Source organism: Paenarthrobacter sp. 4246, from assembly GCF_040546855.1.
In the GTDB taxonomy this organism is placed as follows: Bacteria; Actinomycetota; Actinomycetes; order Actinomycetales; family Micrococcaceae; genus Arthrobacter.
Window position 1 is genome coordinate 95,917 of sequence record NZ_JBEPOP010000007.1, and the last position, 22,928, is coordinate 118,844.

Annotated in this window: 24 protein-coding genes; 13 read left to right on the forward strand and 11 right to left on the reverse strand. The window is 61.7% G+C overall.

The features are described from left to right. Positions 1–43 precede the first annotated feature (43 nt). Together ABIE35_RS14505 and ABIE35_RS14510 are read left to right on the forward strand one after the other, a co-directional pair. On the forward strand, positions 44–616 hold the full coding sequence (locus ABIE35_RS14505) for an MOSC domain-containing protein (RefSeq protein ID WP_354515940.1): 573 nt from the start codon (positions 44–46) through the stop codon (positions 614–616). Between the two features lie 63 nt (positions 617–679). Further along, the gene (locus ABIE35_RS14510) at positions 680–1,381 is read left to right on the forward strand and encodes a hypothetical protein (RefSeq protein ID WP_354515942.1); all 702 of its coding nucleotides are present in this window, start codon (positions 680–682) and stop codon (positions 1,379–1,381) included. Positions 1,382–1,432: 51 nt separating this feature from the next. On the opposite strand, the gene ABIE35_RS14515 is transcribed toward ABIE35_RS14510, so the two are convergent. Together ABIE35_RS14515 and ABIE35_RS14520 are read right to left on the reverse strand one after the other, a co-directional pair. Next, positions 1,433–3,406, reverse strand: a complete 1,974-nt coding sequence (locus ABIE35_RS14515) for an ABC transporter ATP-binding protein (RefSeq protein ID WP_354515943.1) — start codon at positions 3,404–3,406, stop codon at positions 1,433–1,435. Beyond that, on the reverse strand, positions 3,403–5,139 hold the full coding sequence (locus tag ABIE35_RS14520; protein WP_354515945.1) for an ABC transporter ATP-binding protein: 1,737 nt from the start codon (positions 5,137–5,139) through the stop codon (positions 3,403–3,405). Before ABIE35_RS14520 ends, ABIE35_RS14515 begins: the two co-directional genes overlap by 4 nt. Before the next feature lie 156 nt (positions 5,140–5,295). Between ABIE35_RS14520 and ABIE35_RS14525 the strand changes: the two genes are divergently transcribed. Further along, positions 5,296–5,787 (forward strand): PASTA domain-containing protein, encoded by a 492-nt coding sequence (locus ABIE35_RS14525; RefSeq protein ID WP_354515947.1) that lies wholly within the window; start codon positions 5,296–5,298, stop codon positions 5,785–5,787. A 27-nt stretch (positions 5,788–5,814) separates the two neighbouring features. Here ABIE35_RS14525 and ABIE35_RS14530 read toward each other — a convergent pair whose 3' ends face one another. After that, entirely contained in the window at positions 5,815–6,492 is a 678-nt protein-coding gene (locus tag ABIE35_RS14530; RefSeq protein ID WP_354515948.1) for an FMN-dependent NADH-azoreductase, read from the reverse strand. Positions 6,493–6,615: 123 nt separating this feature from the next. On the opposite strand from ABIE35_RS14530, the gene ABIE35_RS14535 reads away from it, so the two are divergent. Beyond that, positions 6,616–7,032, forward strand: coding sequence for a winged helix-turn-helix transcriptional regulator (locus tag ABIE35_RS14535; protein ID WP_354515950.1), 417 nt, complete (start codon positions 6,616–6,618; stop codon positions 7,030–7,032). Between the two features lie 43 nt (positions 7,033–7,075). Further along, positions 7,076–7,912 (forward strand): alpha/beta fold hydrolase, encoded by an 837-nt coding sequence (locus tag ABIE35_RS14540; protein ID WP_354515952.1) that lies wholly within the window; start codon positions 7,076–7,078, stop codon positions 7,910–7,912. A gap of 70 nt (positions 7,913–7,982) precedes the next feature. On the opposite strand, the gene ABIE35_RS14545 is transcribed toward ABIE35_RS14540, so the two are convergent. The 6 genes from ABIE35_RS14545 to ABIE35_RS14570 form a co-directional block, all read right to left on the reverse strand. Continuing rightward, positions 7,983–9,506, reverse strand: a complete 1,524-nt coding sequence (locus tag ABIE35_RS14545; RefSeq protein ID WP_354515953.1) for a CYTH and CHAD domain-containing protein — start codon at positions 9,504–9,506, stop codon at positions 7,983–7,985. A gap of 126 nt (positions 9,507–9,632) precedes the next feature. Further along, complete coding sequence (locus ABIE35_RS14550; protein ID WP_354515955.1) at positions 9,633–10,127, reverse strand: SRPBCC family protein; 495 nt, start codon at positions 10,125–10,127, stop codon at positions 9,633–9,635. Between the two features lie 114 nt (positions 10,128–10,241). After that, the gene (locus ABIE35_RS14555) at positions 10,242–10,595 is read right to left on the reverse strand and encodes a hypothetical protein (protein WP_354515957.1); all 354 of its coding nucleotides are present in this window, start codon (positions 10,593–10,595) and stop codon (positions 10,242–10,244) included. Between the two features lie 474 nt (positions 10,596–11,069). Continuing rightward, a complete protein-coding gene (locus tag ABIE35_RS14560) occupies positions 11,070–11,333 on the reverse strand; it encodes a hypothetical protein (protein WP_354515958.1) in 264 nt (87 codons plus the stop codon). Further along, positions 11,330–11,488 carry a hypothetical protein gene (locus ABIE35_RS14565; protein ID WP_198318272.1) on the reverse strand — a complete coding sequence of 53 codons (159 nt, stop codon included), beginning with the start codon at positions 11,486–11,488 and terminating at the stop codon, positions 11,330–11,332. The genes ABIE35_RS14560 and ABIE35_RS14565 overlap by 4 nt, the downstream gene beginning before the upstream one ends. Before the next feature lie 230 nt (positions 11,489–11,718). Continuing rightward, on the reverse strand, positions 11,719–12,483 hold the full coding sequence (locus ABIE35_RS14570; RefSeq protein WP_354515960.1) for an IclR family transcriptional regulator: 765 nt from the start codon (positions 12,481–12,483) through the stop codon (positions 11,719–11,721). 113 nt (positions 12,484–12,596) lie between these two features. On the opposite strand from ABIE35_RS14570, the gene ABIE35_RS14575 reads away from it, so the two are divergent. The 8 genes from ABIE35_RS14575 (at position 12,597) to ABIE35_RS14610 (ending at position 20,721) form a co-directional block, all read left to right on the forward strand. Beyond that, a complete protein-coding gene (locus ABIE35_RS14575) occupies positions 12,597–13,976 on the forward strand; it encodes an SLC13 family permease (RefSeq protein WP_354515962.1) in 1,380 nt (459 codons plus the stop codon). 27 nt (positions 13,977–14,003) lie between these two features. Next, a complete protein-coding gene (locus tag ABIE35_RS14580; protein WP_354515963.1) occupies positions 14,004–15,251 on the forward strand; it encodes a CaiB/BaiF CoA transferase family protein in 1,248 nt (415 codons plus the stop codon). After that, positions 15,248–16,090, forward strand: a complete 843-nt coding sequence (locus ABIE35_RS14585; protein ID WP_354515965.1) for an enoyl-CoA hydratase/isomerase family protein — start codon at positions 15,248–15,250, stop codon at positions 16,088–16,090. The genes ABIE35_RS14580 and ABIE35_RS14585 overlap by 4 nt, the downstream gene beginning before the upstream one ends. A gap of 65 nt (positions 16,091–16,155) precedes the next feature. Beyond that, the gene (locus ABIE35_RS14590) at positions 16,156–16,749 is read left to right on the forward strand and encodes a dTMP kinase (RefSeq protein WP_354515967.1); all 594 of its coding nucleotides are present in this window, start codon (positions 16,156–16,158) and stop codon (positions 16,747–16,749) included. Between the two features lie 293 nt (positions 16,750–17,042). After that, a complete protein-coding gene (locus ABIE35_RS14595; RefSeq protein ID WP_354515969.1) occupies positions 17,043–17,687 on the forward strand; it encodes a protein kinase family protein in 645 nt (214 codons plus the stop codon). Between the two features lie 88 nt (positions 17,688–17,775). Beyond that, positions 17,776–18,249 carry a PH domain-containing protein gene (locus tag ABIE35_RS14600; protein WP_354515971.1) on the forward strand — a complete coding sequence of 158 codons (474 nt, stop codon included), beginning with the start codon at positions 17,776–17,778 and terminating at the stop codon, positions 18,247–18,249. An 832-nt stretch (positions 18,250–19,081) separates the two neighbouring features. Next, positions 19,082–19,687 (forward strand): T6SS immunity protein Tdi1 domain-containing protein, encoded by a 606-nt coding sequence (locus tag ABIE35_RS14605; protein ID WP_354515973.1) that lies wholly within the window; start codon positions 19,082–19,084, stop codon positions 19,685–19,687. Positions 19,688–19,887: 200 nt separating this feature from the next. Continuing rightward, positions 19,888–20,721 carry a GNAT family N-acetyltransferase gene (locus tag ABIE35_RS14610; protein WP_354515975.1) on the forward strand — a complete coding sequence of 278 codons (834 nt, stop codon included), beginning with the start codon at positions 19,888–19,890 and terminating at the stop codon, positions 20,719–20,721. A gap of 424 nt (positions 20,722–21,145) precedes the next feature. Here ABIE35_RS14610 and ABIE35_RS14615 read toward each other — a convergent pair whose 3' ends face one another. Next, the gene (locus ABIE35_RS14615; protein WP_354515977.1) at positions 21,146–21,454 is read right to left on the reverse strand and encodes a DUF6355 family natural product biosynthesis protein; all 309 of its coding nucleotides are present in this window, start codon (positions 21,452–21,454) and stop codon (positions 21,146–21,148) included. Between the two features lie 692 nt (positions 21,455–22,146). Beyond that, positions 22,147–22,881, reverse strand: a complete 735-nt coding sequence (locus ABIE35_RS14620) for an NUDIX hydrolase (RefSeq protein WP_354515979.1) — start codon at positions 22,879–22,881, stop codon at positions 22,147–22,149. Between the last annotated feature and the right edge of the window lie 47 nt (positions 22,882–22,928).

Genomic DNA, 22,928 nt, shown 5'->3' on the forward strand with positions numbered 1-22,928 from the left:
CGAGCCAGGGGCAATGCTTGCGTCCGGGGTCTAGCGTTGAGGGATGACCACCGAGTACAGGTACGACGTCGAACTGCTGCACCTTTTGGTGTCGCCGGCCCACGCCTACTTTGGCCGTGCCCGGGAGGGCGCCGCCGATGTCCCCACCACAGATGCCGACCAAGCGGAACTGGTGACTGGCAAAGGCATTGTTGGCGACAGGTTCTTTGGCAAGGCCGCGCACATGGACGCTGCGGTGACGCTGTTCGCAGTGGAAGCCCTCGAATCCATTGCCGCTGAGTTGGGAGCCGGGCCTTTCAATCCCCTGCTGACCCGGCGAAACGTGGTTCTCCGCGGAGTCGAACTGGCTCCCCTGCTTGGACACGAGTTCACGCTTGAGTCCGGTGGAGATGTGGTGCGGTTGAAGGCAGGCCGCCCGGCCCACCCCTGCGCCTGGATGGACGAAATGCTTGCCCCAGGGGCCCATAAGGCGATGCGAGGACGCGGCGGTGTCCGATGCCAGGTCATTGCCGGTGGCTTGCTGCGTCGAGGGCCGGCTGTCTTGGTCAGCCCGGTGCCGTTGGACCCCAGCAAGGCAGGCGAGGCAAGGGCTCTGCGGCCCTCGCGACTGCCGTAGCTTGGCGTGCCCATGAAAGTCAGGAGCCTGTCATTCGACGAAGCACCCGCATAGGGTGATCAAGTGGATACATTGAGCAGCAAGGTCCAAGCCATTGCAGGGTTCGCGTTTGCTGCGGTGTTCCGGGCTATCAAGGCAGCGCGACCGCACCGGCCGATCCATCCACAGGGCATCCGCTTGGTCGGAACCTTGGAGAGGGACCCCGGTGCGCGCCAGCTTTCCGGCATTCCATGGTTGGACACTGCCGGGACCAGCGAGGTGGAGGCCCGACTCTCACGATCAATTGGTCTACCCGACGGATTCCCTGACATCATCGGGCTGGCAGTGCGCTTCACAGAGCAGGACACACTGGCGGACATGCTCCTCGCGACCACCGGCCCCACAGGAATCGGCCGGTTCATCCTCCGGCTTCGACGGGACGCCGCAGCTGCGGTTTTCTCAAGCATGATGCCTTACAGATCAGAGACAGGCCCCGTTCTAATAGCAGCACGAACCATCGACGGGCCAGCCAAGCTACCCATGGAACCTGACGCTTTCCGTTCGCTCCTTGGTAACGAAACCTGGACGCTGGAACTCCATCACGCCAGCCCGCTCGGCCCGTGGACCAGGTTCGGAACATTGACGCTCACACTTGCCGACAGCTTGGGCGAAGATACCGCTGAACGATTTGATCCGGTCCTCAATCCGCTTCCAACAGCAGGAACATACGGCTGGACGAGGCGGCTCCGCGAACCTTCCTACGTTGTGGCGCGCCGGCGCGGGTAGGAGCGTTGTTTCCTCCAATGGCCCTGTTGGCGAACAACCAAGCCGCCGCATCTAGGGCTCCTCAGCAGCCGGAGCCGCGAATTGCGCCTCGTACAGCCGCGAGTACGCCCCTCCCGCGGCCAGCAGCTCCGAGTGGATTCCTTGCTCCACGATTTGCCCGGCCTCCATCACCAGGATGAGGTCGGCGTCGCGAATGGTGGAAAGCCGGTGGGCGATCACAAAGCTGGTCCGGTCCGAGCGCAGCGCATTCATGGCCTTCTGCACCAACACCTCGGTCCGGGTATCCACGGAGCTCGTCGCCTCGTCCAAGATCAGTACAGACGGCCGCGACAGGAAGGCCCGGGCAATGGTCAGCAGTTGTTTCTCACCAGCCGAAACGTTGCTGCCTTCGTCGTCCAGCAAGGTGTCGTAGCCCTCGGGCAGGGACCGCACAAAACGGTCCACGTAGGTGGCTTGGGCCGCCTCCTGTATCTCCGCTTCAGAAGCAGCAGGCCGTCCGTAGGCAATGTTGTCGCGAATGGTCCCGCCAAAAAGCCACGTGTCCTGGAGGACCATGCCCATCCGCGAGCGCAACTCGTGCCGCGGGATCGAGGCGACATCCACGCCGTCGAGCGTTATCCGTCCTGAGTCCAACTCGTAGAAGCGCATCATCAAGTTCACCAAGGTGGTCTTGCCCGCGCCCGTAGGCCCTACAATCGCGATGCTCTGCCCCGGCTCAGCCACCAAACTGAGGTCCGCGATCAGCGGCTTGTCGGGCGTGTAGCGGAAGGACACTTTCTCGAACACCAGGCGTCCGCGCGACGGACCGGACCGCGGAACAGGATCAGGTTCGGCTGATTCTTCCTCTTCATCCAGCAGGTCGAAAACGCGCTCCGCGGAGGCAACACCGGATTGCAGCATGTTCGCCATGGATCCGAGCTGCGCCAACGGCATGGTGAACTGCCGCGAGTACTGAATGAAGGCCTGGACGTCGCCCAATTGCATGGAACCGGAGGCCACCTGCAGGCCGCCCACCACAGCAATCCCCACATAGACCAGGTTTCCGATGAACGTCATGGCCGGCATGATCAGCCCGCTCACAAATTGCGCCCCGAAACTCGCTTGGTACAGCTCGCTGTTCTTGGCCCGGAACTTCTCCTGCACCTCGTTCTGCCGACCGAAGACCTTCACCAGAGCATGTCCCGTGTAGCTTTCCTCAATCTGGCCATTGAGCTCGCCGGTGTTCTTCCACTGCGCCACGAACAGTTTTTGGGACCGCTTGGCAATCAGCAGCGTTGTGCCGAGAGTTAGCGGAATGGTCACCAAGGCAATCAGTGCAAGCAGCGGCGAGAGCAGGAACATCATCACCAACACACCCAGGACCGTCAGCAGGGAGGACACCACCTGGCTGATGGATTGCTGGAGGCTTTGGGAAATGTTGTCCACATCATTGGTCACCCGGCTCAGCAGCTCACCGCGCTGGATGGAGTCGAAATAGCGCAGGGGCAGCCGGTGGATTTTCGCTTCGATCCGCTCGCGGAGGCGGTACACGGTCCGCTGCACAACCCCGTTGAGCACATAGGCTTGCATCCACCCGAACGCTGAGGCCAGGACATACAGCGCCAGCGCCCACAGCAGCACTGAGGCCAAGGCACCGAAGTCGATTCCGACGCCGGGAGTGAAGGTCATGGCGCCCAACATGTCGGCCTTGCTGTCATCACCTGAGGCGCGCAAATCTGCGATGACATCGGCTTTGGATACGCCAGCGGGGAGCTGTTGGGAGACGACGCCGGCGAAGATCAGGTTGGTGCCTTCGCCCAGCAGCCTCGGCCCGATCACAGACAGCGCAACGCTGACCACGGCAAACACCAGCACCAGAATCAGCCAAAAACGTTCAGGCCGCAGCGTCCCCAGCAAACGCCGGGCCGAGCCAGAGAAGTTGGACGCCTTCTCGGCAGGAATGTTCATCCCGGCAAACGGGCCCCCACGGCCGGGACCCATCGCTGGCCGTTGGGGACCGCGCGGCCCGGCTGATACAGCGCTCATGCCGCCTCCTCCGCCGCGAGCTGGGAGGACACGATTTCCCTGTATGTTTCGGACGTTTCCAACAATTCTTCGTGCGTTCCGCGCCCAACGATCCTGCCGTCGTCGAGCACCAGGATCTGGTCCGCGTCGGCGATGCTGGAGACCCGCTGGGCGACGATCACCAGCGTTGCGCCGTTGGTGTGGTGCTTGAGGGCCTGCCGGAGCCTGGCGTCGGTGGCAGTGTCCAGGGAGGAGAAGGAATCGTCAAAGATGTAGAGCTCCGGCTGTTTCACCAGCGCACGGGCGATCGCGAGCCGTTGCCGCTGCCCGCCGGAGACGTTGGTGCCTCCCTGCGAGATGGCAGCATCCAGGCCGCCTTCCATGTCCTCCACGAAGTCCCGGGCCTGGGCCACGGAGAGCGCCTGCCACAGTTCGTCGTCGGTGGCGTCGGGCTTGCCGTACTGGAGGTTGCTGCGGACCGTCCCGGAGAACAGATAAGGCCTCTGCGGCACCAATCCGATGTGCCCCCACAGCAGGTCCGGGTGCAGTTCGCGGACGTCCACACCGTCCATCCGCACGGACCCGGACGTGGCGTCGAACAGTCGCGGCATCAGGTTCACCAATGTGGTCTTCCCAGCACCGGTACTGCCGATGATCGCGGTGGTCTCCCCCGCACGCGCAGTGAAGGTCACCCCGCTCAGTACCGGCTGCTCGGCCCCCGGGTAGGCGAAGCCGACGTCGCGCATTTCCAGTTCCCCGCCGCGCCTCCCGGTGAGTGAAACAGGATTCGACGGCGGCTGGACGCTTGAGTCTGTTTCCAGCACCTCGCCGATCCGGTCGGCGGAAACGGACGCACGCGGGATCATCACAGCCATGAACGTGGCCATCATGACCGACATGAGGATCTGCATCAGGTAGCTCAGGAACGCGATCAAGGTGCCCACCTGCATGGAGCCGTCCTCGATCCGGAACGAGCCGAACCAGATCACCGCCACGGACGAAACATTCATGACCAACATGACCACAGGGAACATCAGTGCCATCAAACGTCCAGCCCGGAGCGCAACGTCAGTGACGTCGTCGTTCGCTTTACCGAATCTGGCACCCTCCAGGTCCTCGCGGACGAACGCCCGCACCACACGAATACCGGTGAGCTGCTCGCGGAGGACACGGTTCACGGCGTCGATCCGGACCTGCATCTTGCGGAACAACGGCACCATGCGGGTCACAATCAACCCAACAGCCAGCAACAGCACCGGCACGCACACCGCGATCAACCAGGACAGCTGGGCGTCCTGCCGCACAGCCATGATCACACCGCCGATGCTGAGCATGGGAGCGGCGACCATGAGCGTGCAGGACATGAGCACCAGTTGCTGCACCTGTTGGACGTCGTTGGTGGACCGCGTGATCAGCGACGGCGCCCCGAACCTGGTGACCTCCTGCTCAGAGAACTCCCCCACCCTGCTGAAAACGGCGTCGCGGAGGTCATGGCCCATCCCCATGGCAGCCTTCGCGCCGAAGTAGACCGCAACCACGGCACACGCGATCTGCAGCAGGGTGATCAACAGCATCAGCCCGCCCAGGCGCAGGATATAGTCGGTGTCCCCGGTGGCGACCCCGTTGTCGATGATGTCGGCGTTCAACGTCGGAAGGTACAGGGATGCGATGGACTGAGCCAGTTGGAAGACGACGACTGCGATCAGCAACCGCTGATGCGGCCGCAGGAAGCGGACAAGTATCTTCCACAGCATGGGATCTCCGAGCCAGGCGATGTGAACCGAAGGCCAGTTTACGTCTGGTTGCTGCGGGCAACTAGAGGATTGCCGGTAAAGTTGCCGCTGGAATTACACCACGGTGAGGTCGGCAAACTACGAGCCGGCCAACGGACTATTTTGGGGGTATGGCGTATGAAGAAGACCGCAGCACTGGCGCTGGCACTGGTGATCGGCGCAGCACTGGCAGGATGCTCCGGCGGATCGTCGGAGGCTCCGCAAGCCAAACCTTCTGAAACCGCAACGTCCAGCCCTGCAACCAAGCTCACCGCGGTTCCGGACATCGCAGGGAAACCATTCGCCGATGCCAAAGCTGCCTTGGCAGGGGCCGGGCTGAGCGTCTCGATCGTGGGACCTGATGGAACTCCTTGGACCACACTCGAGCCGGGCCAGCAAGTAGCAGCCGTATCGACGGAGCCCTCGGCAGGCTCCGAGACGGACGCCAAGACTGTCAAACTGGTTGTCGATACGACCGAAGTGGATCAGCAGATCATGAACGACGCCATTGCTGCAGCTGATGGTGCTGTGGACTCCGCCAACACTGCGGCCTCCGAAGCGGCAGCTGCGGCTGAAGCGGCCGCTGCGGCAGCGGCCGCCGCTTCAGCTGCCGCGAACTCCGGCAAGTAACCTGCCCGACGCGGTCGTTGTTGTTTCCTAGTCGCTGGCGAACTGCAGCTTTGCCTCAGCACCGAGTTTCCCCGCGAACAGAAGCGCGGCGTCGCTCAGCTCCGATTCAGCAACACGGCGTGTTCCCTCTACGTCTGCGTTGAGCACGGTGGGTGCGAAGCGAACGTGCGTGGCATCCTCGATGCCCACAAAGCTCAACCAATCGGCAAAGTAGGTGCTGCCAAAATCGGAGCCGAAAGCCGGCGAAACCCCGGGAGAATAAACCCCGCTGGTGTGGATGGCCAGCGCGTGCTTGCCTTCCATGAGCCCGCTGTAGCCCGTTTCGGCGTCGAACCCGAAGCTCCACCCGGGTTGGGTGACGATGTCGATCCATTGCTTCAAGGCGTAGGGCACTCCGGAGTTCCACAACGGAATATTGAACACGTACGCATCGGCCGAGGCGAACTGCTCAAATACGGCGCGGGCGGACTCCCAAGCTGCAACCTGATCCGGAGTCTGGTCCTGGCCGGTGAAGACAGCCATCTTGGCGGCCGCAGCTGTCCGGCCGAAAGCCGGCAGCGCGCCGTCGTCGAACAGGTTCAGGGTTTCCAGTTCGAACGTCTCAGACGCCGCAGCCTGAACCGAGTCAATAAAATGGCGGGCCAACCGCAGCGAATCGCTGGTGGCGTAGCGGGGTGAGGCGTTGATGTGGAGGATGGAGGGCATTGTGTTCCTTTCAGGCAGGGGACTCTTTGACCCCTCATCGATCCTCGCCCGGGCACTTCACACAGCGTAAGAACGCACTTTATTGTGCCCAGGGCACCTCCACGTACCTGCAATGATGAGGTCATGACACTCACGGCCGAACAGAACCGTCGGAAAGCGCAACACCACTACAACGCTTCCTTGGAACTCTGCCCGGCACGCCAATTGCTGGAGGCGATCAGCAGCAAATGGGTGACACTTGTCCTGCTCGCCTTGGAAGAAGGGCCGCAGCGCCACAGTGAGCTGCGCCGACTGATCCCGGGGGCAAGCCAGAAAATGCTCACGTCCACGCTCCGTTCGCTGGAGCGTGACGGTCTGATTGACCGGGAGGTCACAGCGTCGGTTCCGGTCCGAACCGACTATGAGCTCACTGCACGCGGCCGGTCGCTCCTACCGATCATCTTCGACATGAAGGAGTGGGCGGAGGACAACATGGACGCCGTAGCGACGTCCCGTCAACACCACGACAGGGCCCGCGCCGGCGTCCCAACAGAACAGTAGGCTGGAAAGGTTCGTGTTGAACCGCATCGAAGGGACTTGAGTTTTGGCTTACATCACCGTCGGAAACGAAAACAGCACTGAGATCGAGCTCTACTACGAGGACCATGGGACCGGTCAGGCAGTGGTCCTGATCCACGGCTACCCGTTGGATGGTTCATCCTGGGAGAAGCAGACCGCTGCCTTGCTCGACGCCGGTTATCGCGTCATTACCTACGATCGCCGCGGTTTCGGGAAATCCAGCCAGCCCACTGTGGGCTATGACTACGACACCTTTGCCGCAGACCTCAAGACCGTCCTGGACACCTTGGATCTGAACGACGCCGTCCTGGTGGGCTTCTCCATGGGCACCGGCGAGGTGGCGCGCTACATCAGCACCTATGGCTCGGCCCGTGTTGCCAAGGCAGTCTTCCTCGGCTCGCTGGAACCCTTCCTCTTGAAGACCGATGACAACCCCGACGGCGTGCCGCAGGACGTGTTCGACGGCCTTGCCGCCGCGGTCACAGCAGACCGCTACGCGTTCTTCACCGACTTCTTCAAGAACTTCTACAACAGCGATACCTTCCTGGGCACGGAACGCCTGAGCCAGGAAGCCGTGGACGCCAGCTGGAATCTGGCCAGCAAGTCCGGAGCCTTCGCCTCGGTGGCCGCGCAGCCCACATGGCTCACGGATTTCCGGGCCGACATCCCTAAGATCGATGTCCCGGCCTTGATCGTCCACGGCACGGCTGACAACATCCTGCCCATCGACGTCACCGGGCGGCGTTTCAAGGACGCTCTGCCCAGCGCTGACTACCTGGAAATCGAGGGCGCCCCGCACGGCCTGCTCTGGACGCACGGCGCCGAAATCAACGACGCGTTGCTGACATTCCTCAAGAAGTAACCCTGGGGAGTTTGTGTACAGCAGATGACCTAAAGGAGCACTCTTAAGGGCGTTAGCTGTACACAAACTCCTACTTCTGGAGCCGGAGCTTCAGCGCCTTCTTGCTCTGGCGGAGGTATTCCTCTTCCGTGGCGTCGGCGGCACTGCGTTCCATGGCGTGCAGGACGCCGTAGGTAAACGCAGCGTTGCTGACGCCCGGTGCTGAGCCCAGTTTGAGCAGCTCCTCGCGGGCCACCACGCTGTCCTGGTGGTCACCGAGGATTGATTGGATTTTGTGGGCTGCATCCCCCAACTTCACGGCCCGTTTGCCGTGGACACTTTCAACGGCCGCGGCGGCAAACCGCAGCTTCTTGGCGGCCTTCCTGACTTCGTGAAACGCTACGTCACGTGGGGGCCCGACGGCGGCAGCCACCGCTGCGTCATGGCGTTTGCGGAGGTGCTTGGCGGCTTTGTTGACGAGCTTCGCCGTGGTGTTCCGGGCTGTCTCCTCCCCTTGCGGCGTTACCGGTGGGGCGTCGATGAAGGCCTCAAGTGCGTCCAACAGCCGGAAGTACCGGGGGCTGTTCAGCCGGTTCTTGACAGCTCCCATTGCGGTGTCCGCCCTGACAGCCATGCGCTGGTCCAGCTCGTCGTGCAGCGGGCCGAGGACGAGGTTCGACGGCAGCTCATCAAGGTGCTTCCTCAAGCGTGCGTGCAGGACCTCCGTGTCACGGTACCGGCCCAAGGTCTTGGCCAACGATTTCAGCTCGCTCTCAAGTTCCTTCACCGGGGCAGGCTCAAAGAGCTTGCGATATGAGTGCAATACCGATCGGACACGGCGGATCACTGACCGCATTTGATGGACTGAGTCGTCCCGACCCAACCGAACATGGGCATCCTGCAGCAGGAGATCGGCCCCTTGGTCCTGGAGATAGGTGAGTACCGGGACAATTGCTGCGCCCTTGTCGTAGGACTTGTTGTGGCCGTTTGCTTTGAGATCCGGCCATGAATCACCCAGGGCAGTAGCCAGCTTGGATGTTCGGTCGCTGGGCTTCGCTCCTGCGCCTGAGAGCTGTGCAGCCAGGCTTTCCAGGAGGGCATCGTCGGTGCCGTCCTGCGCGGCCAACTCGACTTCCCACTCGCGCCACTCCGACTCGCGGGGCTCGCCAAGGGATACCTGGGCCCGCACGTAGTCGTCAACGAAGTCGGCCAAGCGTTCGCCGCCATGTCCGTACAGCGCGTAGCTGGTGCGTTCTGTGGTGAGTGTGGCCACGGCGGCCACGGCATGGCCCCGCGTGTAAGCGAGCACGCGGTCCATGAGTTCCACCGGGACTGTTTCTGCGGTGCCCAGCGGCGCGTGAATCTCTGTCCGTTTCCCGGGGCTAAGGGGCAGTTTGAGGTGCCAGCCGGCGTCGGGTCCACCGGTGCGGCGCCGCAAGGTTATTCCGCGGGCAGCCAGGGCAAGGTGGCGGGTATCGAAGTAGATGGCTTCCAGGCTGTAACTTGCCGGTTTACCCACTGCCCCCACCCCATCGATAGTGTGCAGCTCGGGCAGCGGAGTGGACGCGTCGGCATCGAACTTCCGCTCGGCCTCCACGGTGCTGGACGTTGCCATAGCTGTCAGGACTCCCTCTGCAGTTGATCTTGCGTACGCCGGAGGGCCGGCCCGTAACGGTGGCCGGCCCTCGTTGGGGCTGTCTATTGGTGCTGTATCCAGTGTGAGCCAGTCCCAGGCTTGGCGCTAGGGAAGGGCTCCGGGCGTCTGCCCCGTGTCATCAACATCGCCGCCGGATACCGTGCCGCGCCAGGCTCCGGTTTCATGCCCCTGCGCCTCAATGAACTTCTTGAACTTGTCCAAGTCGGCACCCACGCGGAGTTCATCGACGTGCAGCGCCGATCCCGCCTTTTCGGCGAGGCTTTCAGGCTCCCAATCGATCGCCACGGTCACACGGGTGCGGGCGTCTGCGAGTGGTTCGAAGCTGACCGTGCCCGCATTCCGGGGTCCATCGACGCTTGCCCAACTAACAAGCGCGTCCGGGACCTGCTCAATGATCTGGGCGTTGTACTCACGTTTAACGCCGCCCACGTTCGTAGCGAAATGGAGTGCAGTGTCATCGATCTGTTGCACCGACTCCACACCATTCATGAACTCGGGGAAGGTCTCGAACTGCGTCCATTGGTTATAGGCGACAGATACAGGGACATCTACATCGATTGATTTATTGACTGTAGCCATAGGGTTGCTCCTTCGATCATGTCTCGGGCGCTCCTGCGTTAATGCGGGGCGGCGCGCCAGCCAGCTGGCTGCTTAACCAGTGGCGCGCCAGTCAAAGCGCGCCAGCCAAGGGTCTCAGCCGGCGTCGAAACTTTCTTCGTCGTCGTCGTTGGGCGACTCTTCCTCCGGGAGGTCGTTGCCGCTTCCATCCGGAAGGTCGTCACTATCGCTGTCCGGCAAGGTGGACTGCTCGGCGTGGGCCTGCTCTTCGGTTCCTCCGAATCGGCCGGCGCCGGGCTCCCCTGCACTGTCCGAATCCTCCGGATCCAGATGGCTGAGGTTCGGCGCGCCGGTACCTTCTCCGAGGCCGGCCTCTTCGATGTCCTCTTCCACGCGGGGCTGTGCCTGGCCTCCGCCGGCTTCCTGTTCTGCCGTAGGAGTGCCGTAGCCTCCCACTTCCTCTTCCGGTGTGGCATTCTGCTTGTCCATGTGACCTGTCCTTTCCCTGAGCGGTGGAACGTGTTGATGGAACGCTTCGAACCTATAAGGGTACTTAGTGGTATGTCCATGCCGAGGCCAAAATAGTCAGTAATCTTAGCAATTACTTGCCAAACGTTGTATCGTGCGGCCTTGCGTCATGTCAGGACGGCTGAGGAACCTCACATCCACCCTGCGGGTCCAGGCCCGTGTAATTCAGGGGGCCCGCGACGATATTCAGGGCTATGGTTGCAAACTGCGAGCACTGCGCAGGCGGGGCGCTGAAATAACCCCGCTGGCCGGCCGCAATTGCGCCGATGACGAGCCAAACTACAACGATCAGCCCGATGATTGAACCGATGCGCATTTCTTCTGCCAATCGCTAAATTGACGACTTTCGGGAATTAGTGGCAAACACCCAATGTGCGTTCACCAAGAACGCGGCCGCGGACAGGAAACCTCCCGCCCTCGGCCGCGCTGCTCCGATCAATCCGTAGGATTGGTTTCGGTGGTCAGACCACGATTGTCCGCGGTTCCTTCGTTCTTCTCTTCTGCCGGTCCAGGCGGGTTGGCTGACTCGCTGGGGCCAGCGTCGACGGCGTCGTCCGGACTTTCCAACGAGGCATCACCTACAGGTACCTGCCCGGTGGTTTCAGGCGTCCCCGGATCCCTGGGAATGGGATTCCCTGGGGTGGTGGTTCCATCGCGAACCTGGGCAAAACCGGCAACTTCGTTTGGATCAGTTGTCATACGCGCGACCGACCACGGCCAAGAACCCAGCCCAGGAGGGCCAGTACCAAGAGGATAATTCCAACCCACAGCAGGAAGCTGAGGGCTTGGTTAAATCCGCCCACAAGGAGCAGGATGATCGCGATTACGCCGGCGATTATTAAAAGTGTGTTCATTGAGCTACGCATCCCTTCAATAAATTTTGTCTATTCAGGAAGGCGTCCGCTGGTACCCCGGTAAGGGGGCGCCACCCATGCCAACGGGCACCGATCGAAGAAATAGTTCTCCATATCGCTTTAGTACCCCTCGGAATCGGGTTCAAACAGAACCAATACTCCAAGGAAGCACGTCCACAGCATCATGATAGGCGCGCTTTGTGTTGCAGCGAAGTATTTTGACAGGAAACTTAGTAGCCCTTGGCGGAGAACGCTCCCAGAGCCCGGCTGATCTCACGAGCGGTGCCGGTGGCTGCCTCACCGTATTCTTGGTATTTGGCGGGAATTATCCTGCTGGAGGGCCCCGAAATGGAGATGGATCCGGCCGCAACACCACCGGGCCCCAGCAGCGGCACGCCGATTGACGTAATGCCGGTACTGAGGCCTTGCTCGTTGATGGAGTACCCGCGGGCACGCGTGTCCTCAATCATCGCGCGAAGCTGCTCTGGATCCACCACGGTTTGCGGCGTCAGCGCCTCCAGTGGGCCAGCCAGGTACTCGTCAACGAAGGCCTCGTCGGCAGCGGATAAGTAAGCCATTCCCGTGGAGGAGGCATGCATTGGCAGGCGCGAACCCAGCGGCAGGAAGGCCCTCAGGACGTGCGGGGTGTCGAGCCGCTCGATGATGAGCATGTATCCGCGATCCGGGACCGCCAAGTGAACCGTTTCCGTCGTGTCCAGCTGCAGCGCGTTCAAGGGGCCCATTGCGGCGTCACGGATCACTGATCCGCTGCTGCCACGGCTTGCCACAGCGAAGGCATGGTTGGTCAAAACCCACTTGCTGGCCTGGACCTCGGACTGCGCCACCCAGCCCAGTTCGGCCAGCGTCCTGAGTATGCGGAGCACGGTGGCCTTGGGCACGTCCACCTCGCGGCTGAGCTCGGACAAGCCTGCGGGCTGGTTGTCCGAGACTGCCTCCAGCACCCTGATGGCCGTGACGACGCTTTGCGTGCTCATGCAACCCTCCCGCTTGACCGACTAACTCCAGTGCCCTACATTACAGGCGACTTCCCGAAATGAACCGATGGTTCATCCAGTGAACCGATGTAGTTTGATTGGAGAACGGGCTTATGGAATTACAGATACTCGCCCTCGCCATCTTTGTGGGCGTCTTCGTCCTGGCCACCCTGCGCAAAGTGCACATTGGAGTGCTCATGTTCGCAGCGGCCGCCGGCGTGGGCGTCTGGATGGCAGGGATGACCATCGAGAAGGTGGTGGCAGGTTTCCCCATCGGGATCCTTGTCTTGCTTGTCGGTGTGACCTACTTCTTTGCGATCGCGCAAGCCAACGGGACCATCGACCGCATCATCGAAATGGCCATCACCAAAGTGGGTGACCGCGCCTTCTTCCTTCCCTTGGCCTTCTTTGCCCTCACCATCGGCATCTCTGCCATGGGCTCACCCCTTGCCGGACTGGTCATGGCACCCATCGGAATGCCCCTGGCCAAGCGGTACGGCATCGACCGCATGCTCATGGGGTTGGCCATCGGATCGGGGCTCAGCGCGGGCGGATTCGCACCCACCAGCCTGTTCGGCATCGTCACCTACGGCACCGCCAGGGCAGCGGGAATCGATCTGGATCCCCTGGTCCTTTTCAGCGTGGCCCTGGGCACCAACATCCTGCTGCTGGGGGCCGCCTATGTGCTCTTCGGCGGGTTCAAGCTGCTTAACACCCGCACAGCTGACGGTTTCGGCACCAACGTGCCGCGCTTCAGCGCAAGCCGCCCGACGCCGTCGCACCCTTTTGAGCGCGAAGGCAACATTGCGCGGGGTAAGCTAGCGGCCGACCAGGCCGTCCAGGTCCTGGACGAACCGGTCCCCGCGCCGCAGCCTTCGAGACTGGACCGCAACCAAATCATCACCGTGCTCTGCATGGCCGGACTGGTTGTCACCGTCATCCTCATGTCCGTCCTCGGCGCCAACCCTGACATCGGTGTGCTGTGCTTCGCGTTCGCCTCGGTCCTCACGCTCTGTGACCCGCAATCCGGGAAATCGGCCGTAGCCAAAATCGACTGGTCCACTGTCCTGCTGGTAGGCGGGATCATCACGTTCGTCGGAGTGCTTCAGACCATGGGAGCCGTCGCATTGCTCGGCGAAGCAGCCGGCGCCGTCGGGACTCCATTGCTGGCAGCGCTGGTGATCTGCGCTATCGGCGCCCTCATTTCCGCTTTCGCCTCCACCACCGGGATGCTCGCCGCACTGGTTCCGCTGGCACTCCCGTTGGTGGCCTCCGGGGACGTCGCCGGATGGGCGGTCATCGCCGCTTTGGGCGTGTGCTCGTCGATTGTCGATGTCTCCCCGTTCTCCACCGTCGGCGCCACGTTCGTGGCCACCGTCGATGCCGATGAGCGACCCCGTATCACCAGGTTCCTCACCCGTTGGGGCTTGTCCATGGTGGTGGCCGGGCCGCTCTTGCTGGTGGGCGCCCTGGTGCTGCCATCCAGCCTCTAAAACCGTCTCAAAGTTAGGACAGCAATCATGCTCAAACCACTCCGCGGAATCACCGTGATCGACCTCAGCCGGGCCCTTGCCGGGCCCTATTGCACCGCACTTCTTGCCGACATGGGCGCCCGGATCATCAAAGTCGAAAGCGTCAATGGTGGTGACACAGCCCGCCAATGGCCGCCATTCCAGGACGGCCACAGCCTCTACTTCGACTCCGTCAACCGCAACAAAGCCTCCGTGTGCCTGGACTTTTACTCGGCCGAGGGACGCGAAATCCTGGCCGGCATGATTGCCGACGCTGATGTTCTGGTGGAAAACTTCAAGCCCGGCACGCTGGAGAAAATGGGCTTCACAGCAGACCGGCTTGAGGAGCTGAACCCGGGGCTCGTGGTTGGATCCGTCACCGGCTTCGGCAACACCGGCCCGCTCAAGGACGACGCCGGACTGGACCAAGTGATCCAAGGAATGTCCGGCCTGATGTCCGTCACGGGTCCGGGTCCCGGTTCCGGCCCCGGCGAAGCCTTCCGCGTCGGCATACCGATCGTCGACATCACCTCCGGGATGGTCTGCGCCTTCGGGATAGTGTCAGCGCTCCTGGGATCCCGAAATGGCGAGCGCCCCGGCCGCGTGTCCACCTCCCTGCTGGAGACGGCCTTGAACCTGTCCGCATTCCAAGGGCAGAAAGCGCTCAGTCTCGGTGAAGCACCCACGCCGCAGGGCAACAACCACCCGGTCATCGCCCCCTACGGAATGTTCGCCACGGCCACGGAATCCATCAATATCGCCGTGGGCAGCGACAAACAATGGCGCGCGTTCTGTGGACTGCTCGGGATGCCCACCGCCGTGGAGGATCCCCGTTTCGTCACCGGCGCGGACCGCTCGGCCAACAGGGATCAGTTGACGGAGCTCATTGAAACTGCCCTGTCCGCGAAGCCGGCAGCCGAATGGGTTCCGCTGATCAGCGCGGCCGGGATCCCATGCGGCCCCATCTACAACTACATCCAGGCACTGGCCTCCGACCAGGTCACCGCCCTGGGACTCGTCCAGCACAGCAGGCGACGTGATGGGTCCGCACTCCCCCTGCTCCGCGGCCCGCTCAGCCTGGACGGCGAGGCCAGCGAAATCCTGGCTCCCCCGCCGCTGCTCGGCGAGCACACCGCCCAAATACTTATGGAACGTGGAATGACGCACGACGACGTCACCCGGCTTGAGCGCGAGGGTCGCCTCGTCTGCGTGCCGGCTTCCGCCCTGGTTCCGGAAACGATGGGAGCACAGCGATGACACTGGTATCCCCGGCAGAGACTGCCCGTCCCGAGGCCTCCCGCGCAGGCCGCATTTCGGTGTCCATCTCTGACGGCGTGGCAACCGTGGAAATCTGCAACCTTGCCCAGCGGAATGCCCTGACCCGGGCCATGTGCCTGGAGATCCAGGAATTGATGCCGCAGCTGGACGCCGATCCGGACGTTGCAGTGATAGTGCTGCGCGGCGCCGGGAACACGTTCTGCGCCGGGGCCGCCATCAGCGAACTCGCGTCCGTCCTGATCGATCGCCAAGCTGACGGCTCCACCGTGGACCATCTCAGCGCCGCCGATGCTGCCATCGCTGCAGTTTCCAAGCCCACGGTGGCGCTGGTAGACGGTGCCTGCATGGGCGGCGGCTGGCAGATTGCGTCCGCCTGCGATTTCATCATCGCCAACGAACGGGCCGTCATCGGGCTGACCCCGGCCAAGATCGGCATCATCTACCCGAGACCCGGTATCGAACGGCTTATCCGGCAGGTGGGTCATGCCAAGGCAAAGTACATCCTCCTCACCGGAGAGACGTTCAGCGCCACTGAAGCCCGCGCGCTCGGCCTGGTGGCCGACGTCGTGCCTTCCGAATCTTTTGAGGAGAAGTGCGCAGCGCTGGTGAGTACGCTTCGGAGCCGGTCGCAGTTCTCCATGTATTCGATGAAGCGGCTGATGGACCTGACGGATGCCTCTGGTTCCGGTCTTGCGGTCATTGACCAGGAGTGGGCGGAGGCGTGGTCGGCCATGCCGGACAGTCCGGACATGGAGATCGGCATCAAGGCGTTCCTGAACCGCGAGCAGCCCCGGTTCACGTGGCGGCCTGTGGGCTGACTCACGCCGCATCCCGGCACAAGAGGGCGCCTCCCTTCGTTGGAAAGGAAACGAGGGGAGGCCTCATGCTCATTGTTCTGACTGGAATTGACGGTTCGGGAAAAACGACGGCGGCCCGCGCCTTGGTTGAATCGGCCCGTGCTGAGGGGCGGAATGCGCTGCTGCTCAGCAACCACGCTGCCCGGCGGCGGTTGTCGCTGTTGTCCGAGCGGTTTGGCTGGCATTTGCCACCGCGCCTGGCTGACGTCATTGAAACCGGCGTCAGGTTGTTCAACGTGCTTCTCAACCATGCCCGCGCCCACAAGTACGACGGCCTGGTGGTGATGGACCGTCACCTGCACTGCCAGCTCGCACTGCGCCAGGCCAATGGTTTAGGCCGCGGCCGGCTGCTTCCATGGCTGCTGGGAAAGCTCCCAGCGCCGGACCTCTCAGTCCATTTCGACGTCGACCCCCGCCTCGCCCATCAACGGGTCACGGCACGCGGGACTGACAACGAAACACTGGCTGACCTTGAGGCTTTCCGCGCCGCCTACCGTTCGCTGCCCGAGTTTGACGACTTTGTGGTGGTGGATGCTGGAGGGAGTCCGGAGCAGGTGTTTGCACAGCTGAACCGGGTGATCGCTGCCGCAAGCAAGGAACCGGCCGTCCCCTGCTCCTGAACCAGGCTTGACGTGCTCCCTGTGCCACGACAGGTAGGCTCGCCCCATGCCAATTAGGGCGTTCTTGGGGGGAAATTCTTGAGTGCCAAAACCAGACGCAGCCTGCTGACCTTCGTGTTCGGATTCGGGACCTACCTTGTTTTTTTGTCGACGCTGGGGCCACTGCCATCCTTGGCATTGGGTGGTGTTGTGGCCGCCCTCGCCGTTTTTCTTGACCGGTGGATTCGGACGCGGCGGGGAATCCCTGTGACTCAGTCACCCGATAACGCCTCCGAAGCGGGCCAGGGCCGCCCTTGAGTCAGTCCGCTGAACGCACGACGGCGGACGTCGCCATCGCGGTCGCCGCTCGCCGGGGTGCTGGTTCGGTGACGCTGGCAGGAGCCGGAACCGAATTCCTCTTCTATCAAGCCGCCGGTGGCTTAGTTCGTGAGGGCTACCGAGTCCCTCGATCGTTTGAGTTCAACACGGTGAACAACAGGGGTGTCTCGGCCGAGACGCTCCAACGGCAGGAAATGATGTTGGCGAGCTGGGCTTCGGACAACGGCATCCCCAGCGCCGCCGCCATTGATCTTGTGATGCAAGACGGCTTCCCCGTACTAATTCTGGAAGTCGTAGACGACGACGGTTCCGATCTGGATTGCACGGCACTTGGATCAGTTATCGCCTCTATGCACCGTCTGTCAGTTCCCGGCCTTCCTTTGGTTGCCCAAGCAGGAAAGCCTTGGGATGCCCGGCTCGTAGACCGGCTGGAGGAACGATACACGCGTCTTCGGATCCGCCATTCGCTCCCAAGCCTGCCTCCCTCAGCAACTCTGCAGGCAACACTCCAACGCAGCTCCAGCGATATGCGGCCTTCCTTGACGGCTACTCCAAAGGTGGCGGGAGCATCGACGTCGGAAGCCCTTCCTGGCCCATCTACACTCTTGACGCTGCGGTGATGCTCGCGGGCGTCTTCGACATCGTTGCCCCGGATCCTGAAGTGCGCGAGCACTTTCTATCCCGCGCGCGGGCACTGGTGCGTGAACTGTGAACGGGACATCAACGCTGATTTCAGAGGCCCGGATCAGTCGCGGCTCCCAGAAGGTCATCGCAAGTGTGGTGGGCCTGCTCTGCTTCTTCATCATTGCAACGGCCATTCCCAGCGGTGTACTGCTGATCAGCGGAGGGCTGGTGGCGGTCATTGCCCTTCTGACAGTCTCAGTACTTCGCATCAGGGTGACCGTTGAAGCCACGGAGCAGATCCTGACGGTCAGATGCCGGCCGTTCTACTCCAAGACGATCCCGCTGGAGGACATCGTTGAGGCCTCCCCCTCACCACCCAGTTCCATGACCGAAGGTTTCGGCGTCCGCTACTTGGGGTCACGAACCTGGGGTCTGTTGGTCGGCGGACCGGCCATCGTCCTGGAGACGCCCAAGCGCACGTGGCTGATTTCCACGCCGGACCCCGAGACCACAGCCGCGGCCGTACTGGCCCATGCCAGCAAACTGAGGGACAGATAACGGCGGTGGTTTCCAGCCATCGGCTCAATGGGTTTGCTGTGAACATACACGGTAGAGGGCCTGGTCGAAGAGCACCGCTAAATTCAACGCCCGACGCCGTGAGAGACGCTCTTCGGTTTGGGGTGCCGGCCCGTGGGCAGGGCTAGGGTGGAGCGGAGCGTAGTAGAAAGGGACGCTGGGCGTCCGGTGGATGGGCGCCGATCAGGTTGAAGCGCTCAGAGCTGCGCAGCTCGGGGAAAGTATTTGACTCGGTGCCCTTATGATCCAGTTATGACCTGCTGAAGGATGGATATGAGTTTATTCAGACACGTGACCGCAGGGTTGGTGGTCGTGGCTTCGCTCACGGCCTGCAGTCCTGAGCAGCCGCTCCCTGTGCCTACAGCAGCCGAGATCGGTGGGACATGGGTCAATGGCGAGACTCGCCTCACCCTGATGCAGGACAAAACCTTCACGCTCGAAACGCTCCTAGCTATCTGGATCCCTTGGGTGACGGAGACTGGAAATCTGGACCTTCCGGTTCCTACACCTCAACAGGGACATGGGATTTAGGTTCAGGAATGCTGCGGTTGAGCCGGTCGAAAGTGACAAGGCCGCTCTATCTCAGCCAGTCGTCCTCCGAGCGAGTGCTTGAGTTCGGAATCGATCTCGCCGACGACGCCAGGTGCTTTCAGCTAGTGCGCGAGGGATCAAAGACCGTTCCGCTGGGACCAAAGGACTGTATTACTTAGCCGAATGAGGAAACAGGTGTCCGGTGAGGGGATCGCCTTACGGACGTTGTTCTAATGGGCCCGGCGCTGGACCGTTCACTGAATTTGTGAGGCATGATATTGCCATGCTTGAGATCTTCGGTAAGAGGTTCGACGTCACGGATGGAATCCCCGGATCTCCCGAGAGCGTGGGGAACAACGTCGCCTACTTGTTCGGCCGATATGGCGGCTGCACCTTCAATGGCGGCCTGTACCGGGTGCATTCAACGGAATCATTTCGCAAGGCGTCGACAATGGTGGCCGAGGCCTACCCGGAGTTCGGCTTTCCACTAATTCCTTTCGGATTCGATTGGTTGGGCCGTCAGTTTGTCCTTGACCTGCGACGTGGTGACGTTGATCCCGAGATCATTCTCCTGGAACCGGGAACGGGTGAGGCGCTGGAGATCCCAAGGAAGTTCTCGACCTATCACGACGACGAGTTGGTACGGGATCCGGAACCGAGCCTCTGCGTGAGCTTCTTCAATGAATGGAAGTCTGAGAACCCTGCAGACTTGGCTTTCGATCAGTGTGTCGGTTACAAAGTACCTCTTTTTCTAGGCGGCGAAGACTACGTCCAAAACCTTGAGGTCAGCGACATGGAAGTCTACTGGTCACTGATGGGCGAGCTCCGTCTCGCTACGATGAATCTCGCTCCCGGCACGCGGATAAGCGGGATCGAAATTGGTGAATGACGCTTCAGCAGGGGCTCCGTTAGGCCTGGAGCAATTGCAGACACGCGTCCGGTTAGGGATCGGCTTACGAGCGTTCGACGAGCCAGCTGAGGGTCTGATCGGCAGACTACCGTGTCACACTTCGCTGGCTTTTAGGCCCGGCCCACCAGCAGGCTTCGGAGACGTTGAGTGGGATCAGCGCCCGACACCCTCGAGGAAGCATGTTTGAATGGATCATCATGGAGGCCGCGAATTTTCCGCTTGGCTCTGAATCCGATTTGCAGCACGCGATGGAACAGAATCTAGCTGAGCATGCCAGTCACTTGCACCGTAACCGCCTCGGTGCCTCCGTTGCGAAAACAGCCGATCTCCTGATCGCCGATAGCGGCCTGGCCGACGACACCTTCAACATCGTCGCCGCAGCCCAATTCGCTCAGGACACAGCGCAAACCCGCACCGCGGAGACGGTCCGAACCCTGGCATCCACCGGCCGCCCGTTCTCCTGGTGGGTAGGCCCGGCCTCTACTCCTGGCAATCTTGCCGAATACCTCGAGAACGCCGGCCTCGAGGCGTCAGAGACAGAGGCCGGCATGTGGAAGGAGCTGCACGGCGATCTCCCTGAGACGCGAGTAGATGACCTGACAATCCGTCAGGTGACCACCCCGGAACAGCTCGCCGATTACGCCACGATCCTCGCTGCAAACTGGAGCCCGCCAGCAGCCACAGTCCAGCAATTCTTTGCCGAGGCCGCAGAGTCTGCCCTCGCCACCGATTGTCCCGCTCGCTACCTGGTCGGATACATAAACGGTCGCCCCGTCTGTTCGGCCGAAGTGTTCTTGCATTCGAGCGTCGCCGGGATTTACAACATTGCCACGCTTTCCTCCGACCGCCGACGAGGCTACGGCGGCGCAATCACCGTGGCCGCACTCGACACCGCGCGCGAGGCCGGATACAGAACTGCAGTATTGCAGGCCTCCGAGGACGGAGAACCCGTGTACCGCCGTCTCGGGTTTAAACCCTGTGGCCACTTCACGGAATACGCCATCAGTCCCTAACTCGGCCTTGCCACCTCACGTCCCCTCGTCGGCACAAGAAACTCCTGTCCGTCACAGAGCCTATGGCTTCCGCAACGCATCAACGGGCTGAACGAGCTCGCTCCTGACTGGGATGACACAGCCGCTTGGGTACCTGAAAGCGTGAGCCAATGAAACGTTAGGGCTCGGCACTTCGTGTGATTGATCCGCCGAGGCCTAATCGATGAGTAAGAGGTCTGCGAGAGTGCCCCACCGGCATAGCGGACAGGTGGGACACTCATGCCCTAGCGCTATAGCAAACCCACGAGCGGCGAGTAGCCTTGGGACAATTAAGCCCATCAGTCTTCATTTAGAAGTAGGCCAAAAATATCTACTGTTCAAAGTGCACGCTAAATAATCGTTCTACAGAGAATCGGCTAGTTTTTATTGGTCAACAACCGCCAATTTAATACGCAAAGTTGAGCCCACCCAATTTCGGGTTCGCATAGTGGAGTGTCTCTACAGGGGTCACGCACAGGTCGCGTTCGGCATAGTAGTACTGAACTCTGATCTTGACGTTACCTGGACCGCAGTAGTTATAGATCGCTTGTTCCCACGGCGCTACGTTGCCGCCGATATTCGAAGTGACAACACCCTGAAATCCACACACGGCTGCAGATGCCGGCGCGGCGGTGACTACCAGCCCGGTGAGTATCAGCGCTGCCCCAGTCGTTATTGCGGCGACAATGCGCTTGAAACCGTTGAACTTGCTCATGTGATCTGTCCTTTAGCAGAGACCTACGTAGTAGGCGCCAGTGATCCTGTCGCCCTGGTTCACGAATCCCAACCAGCTGTCACCTGGAGGCACGCATACGTAGCGATTGCCATTGGGCGATTCAGTGACGATCTTTACGTTTGTGGGACGCAGTGACCGTAGACAGAGACCCTCGCCTCTTCCGGCGCCACTAGCGAGGCCCCGGCTATACCACCGGCAACGAGAAGCCCCGCGGACAGGATTCCAGCAATCTTTCTAGCTTTCATACAATTCTCCCCATATTGTTTACAAACCTGTCAATTTAGGTTTGATCAACACGATAGAATATATTCATGGATACTTCAAATAGATCGCCGATGACTCGCCAGAGTCGCAGGCAGAAAGTCCTGGGGCTGGCGTTTTGCGTGTCGATGGTAGGCCTAATCGCTTCCATCTTCCTTACCGGCCGGAACCCGCTTTTTCCCGGGATTTCAGGTCCACTACTGGCGCTGTTGTTCTTCCTGGCCGCAGCAGGCAGCGTCATCGGGCTAGCCGTTATCAGATTGCGGCGAACCACGAAGGAGTCTCAGACAAGGGATAAGTGAGAAGCCTTCGCTCCTGCGGAAGTGACGCGCGGCTGTTGCGACGATGGCTGGAACCGCAGCCCTAACCGCCATTGGAGCGATAACTGCCCCAGATCAGCGCCAGCCGCTTTAGTCCCTCGGCCGCATCAGCGGCGGGTTCAGTACCGCGCGGGTGGGTTGGCCCGCCGTCGGGCGCGCTTCGGGGGCAAGTCTGAACAGCGCAGCCGGCCGACCGGCGTCGCCCGCTGTCATTCGCCCGGTGTCCTCGAGAAAGCCGGGCGTTCCGGTAGCTTTTCGGTGGAAGTTCCGCGGGTCCAGGCGGGTTCCCCACACGGCCTCGTAAACGGCGCGAAGCTGGGCAATAGTGAATTCGTCGCCACAGAAGGCAGCACCCAGCGGCGAGTATTCGAGCTTCGACTTGGCCCGCTCCAAAGCGTCGTCGAGGATGCGCGCATGGTCGAAGGCCAGCTCGAGCCTCCCGTCAAGGACCTCCCGCACCGGATACCAGGCCGCCTGTTCAGCGTCGCTGCCCGCCGACAACACCGGAAAGTCGGGCGCGAGCAGCAGGTGCGCGACGGTCAGGACGTCGCCGCGGGGGTCGCGCCCCTTGGGACCATAGCTCCCCAGTTGCTCCAGGTGCCCGGGAAGATGCTCGACGCCGGTCTCCTCCGCCAGTTCCCGGCCCGCCGCTTCGAGCAGGTCCTCGCCCGCCAGAACGAAGCCACCCGGGAGGGCCAGCTTTCCTTTGAAGGGCTCGATGAGTCGGGTAATGAGCAGGACGTTCAGCTCACCGTTGCGCACAGTAAGGGCGACGACGTCGACCGACACCGGGAAGCGCTCGGGCGCGAAATGGGATGCAGGCATGTATCAAGCATAGGAAGTTATCGTCATGTTGACAATAAAGGTGAATG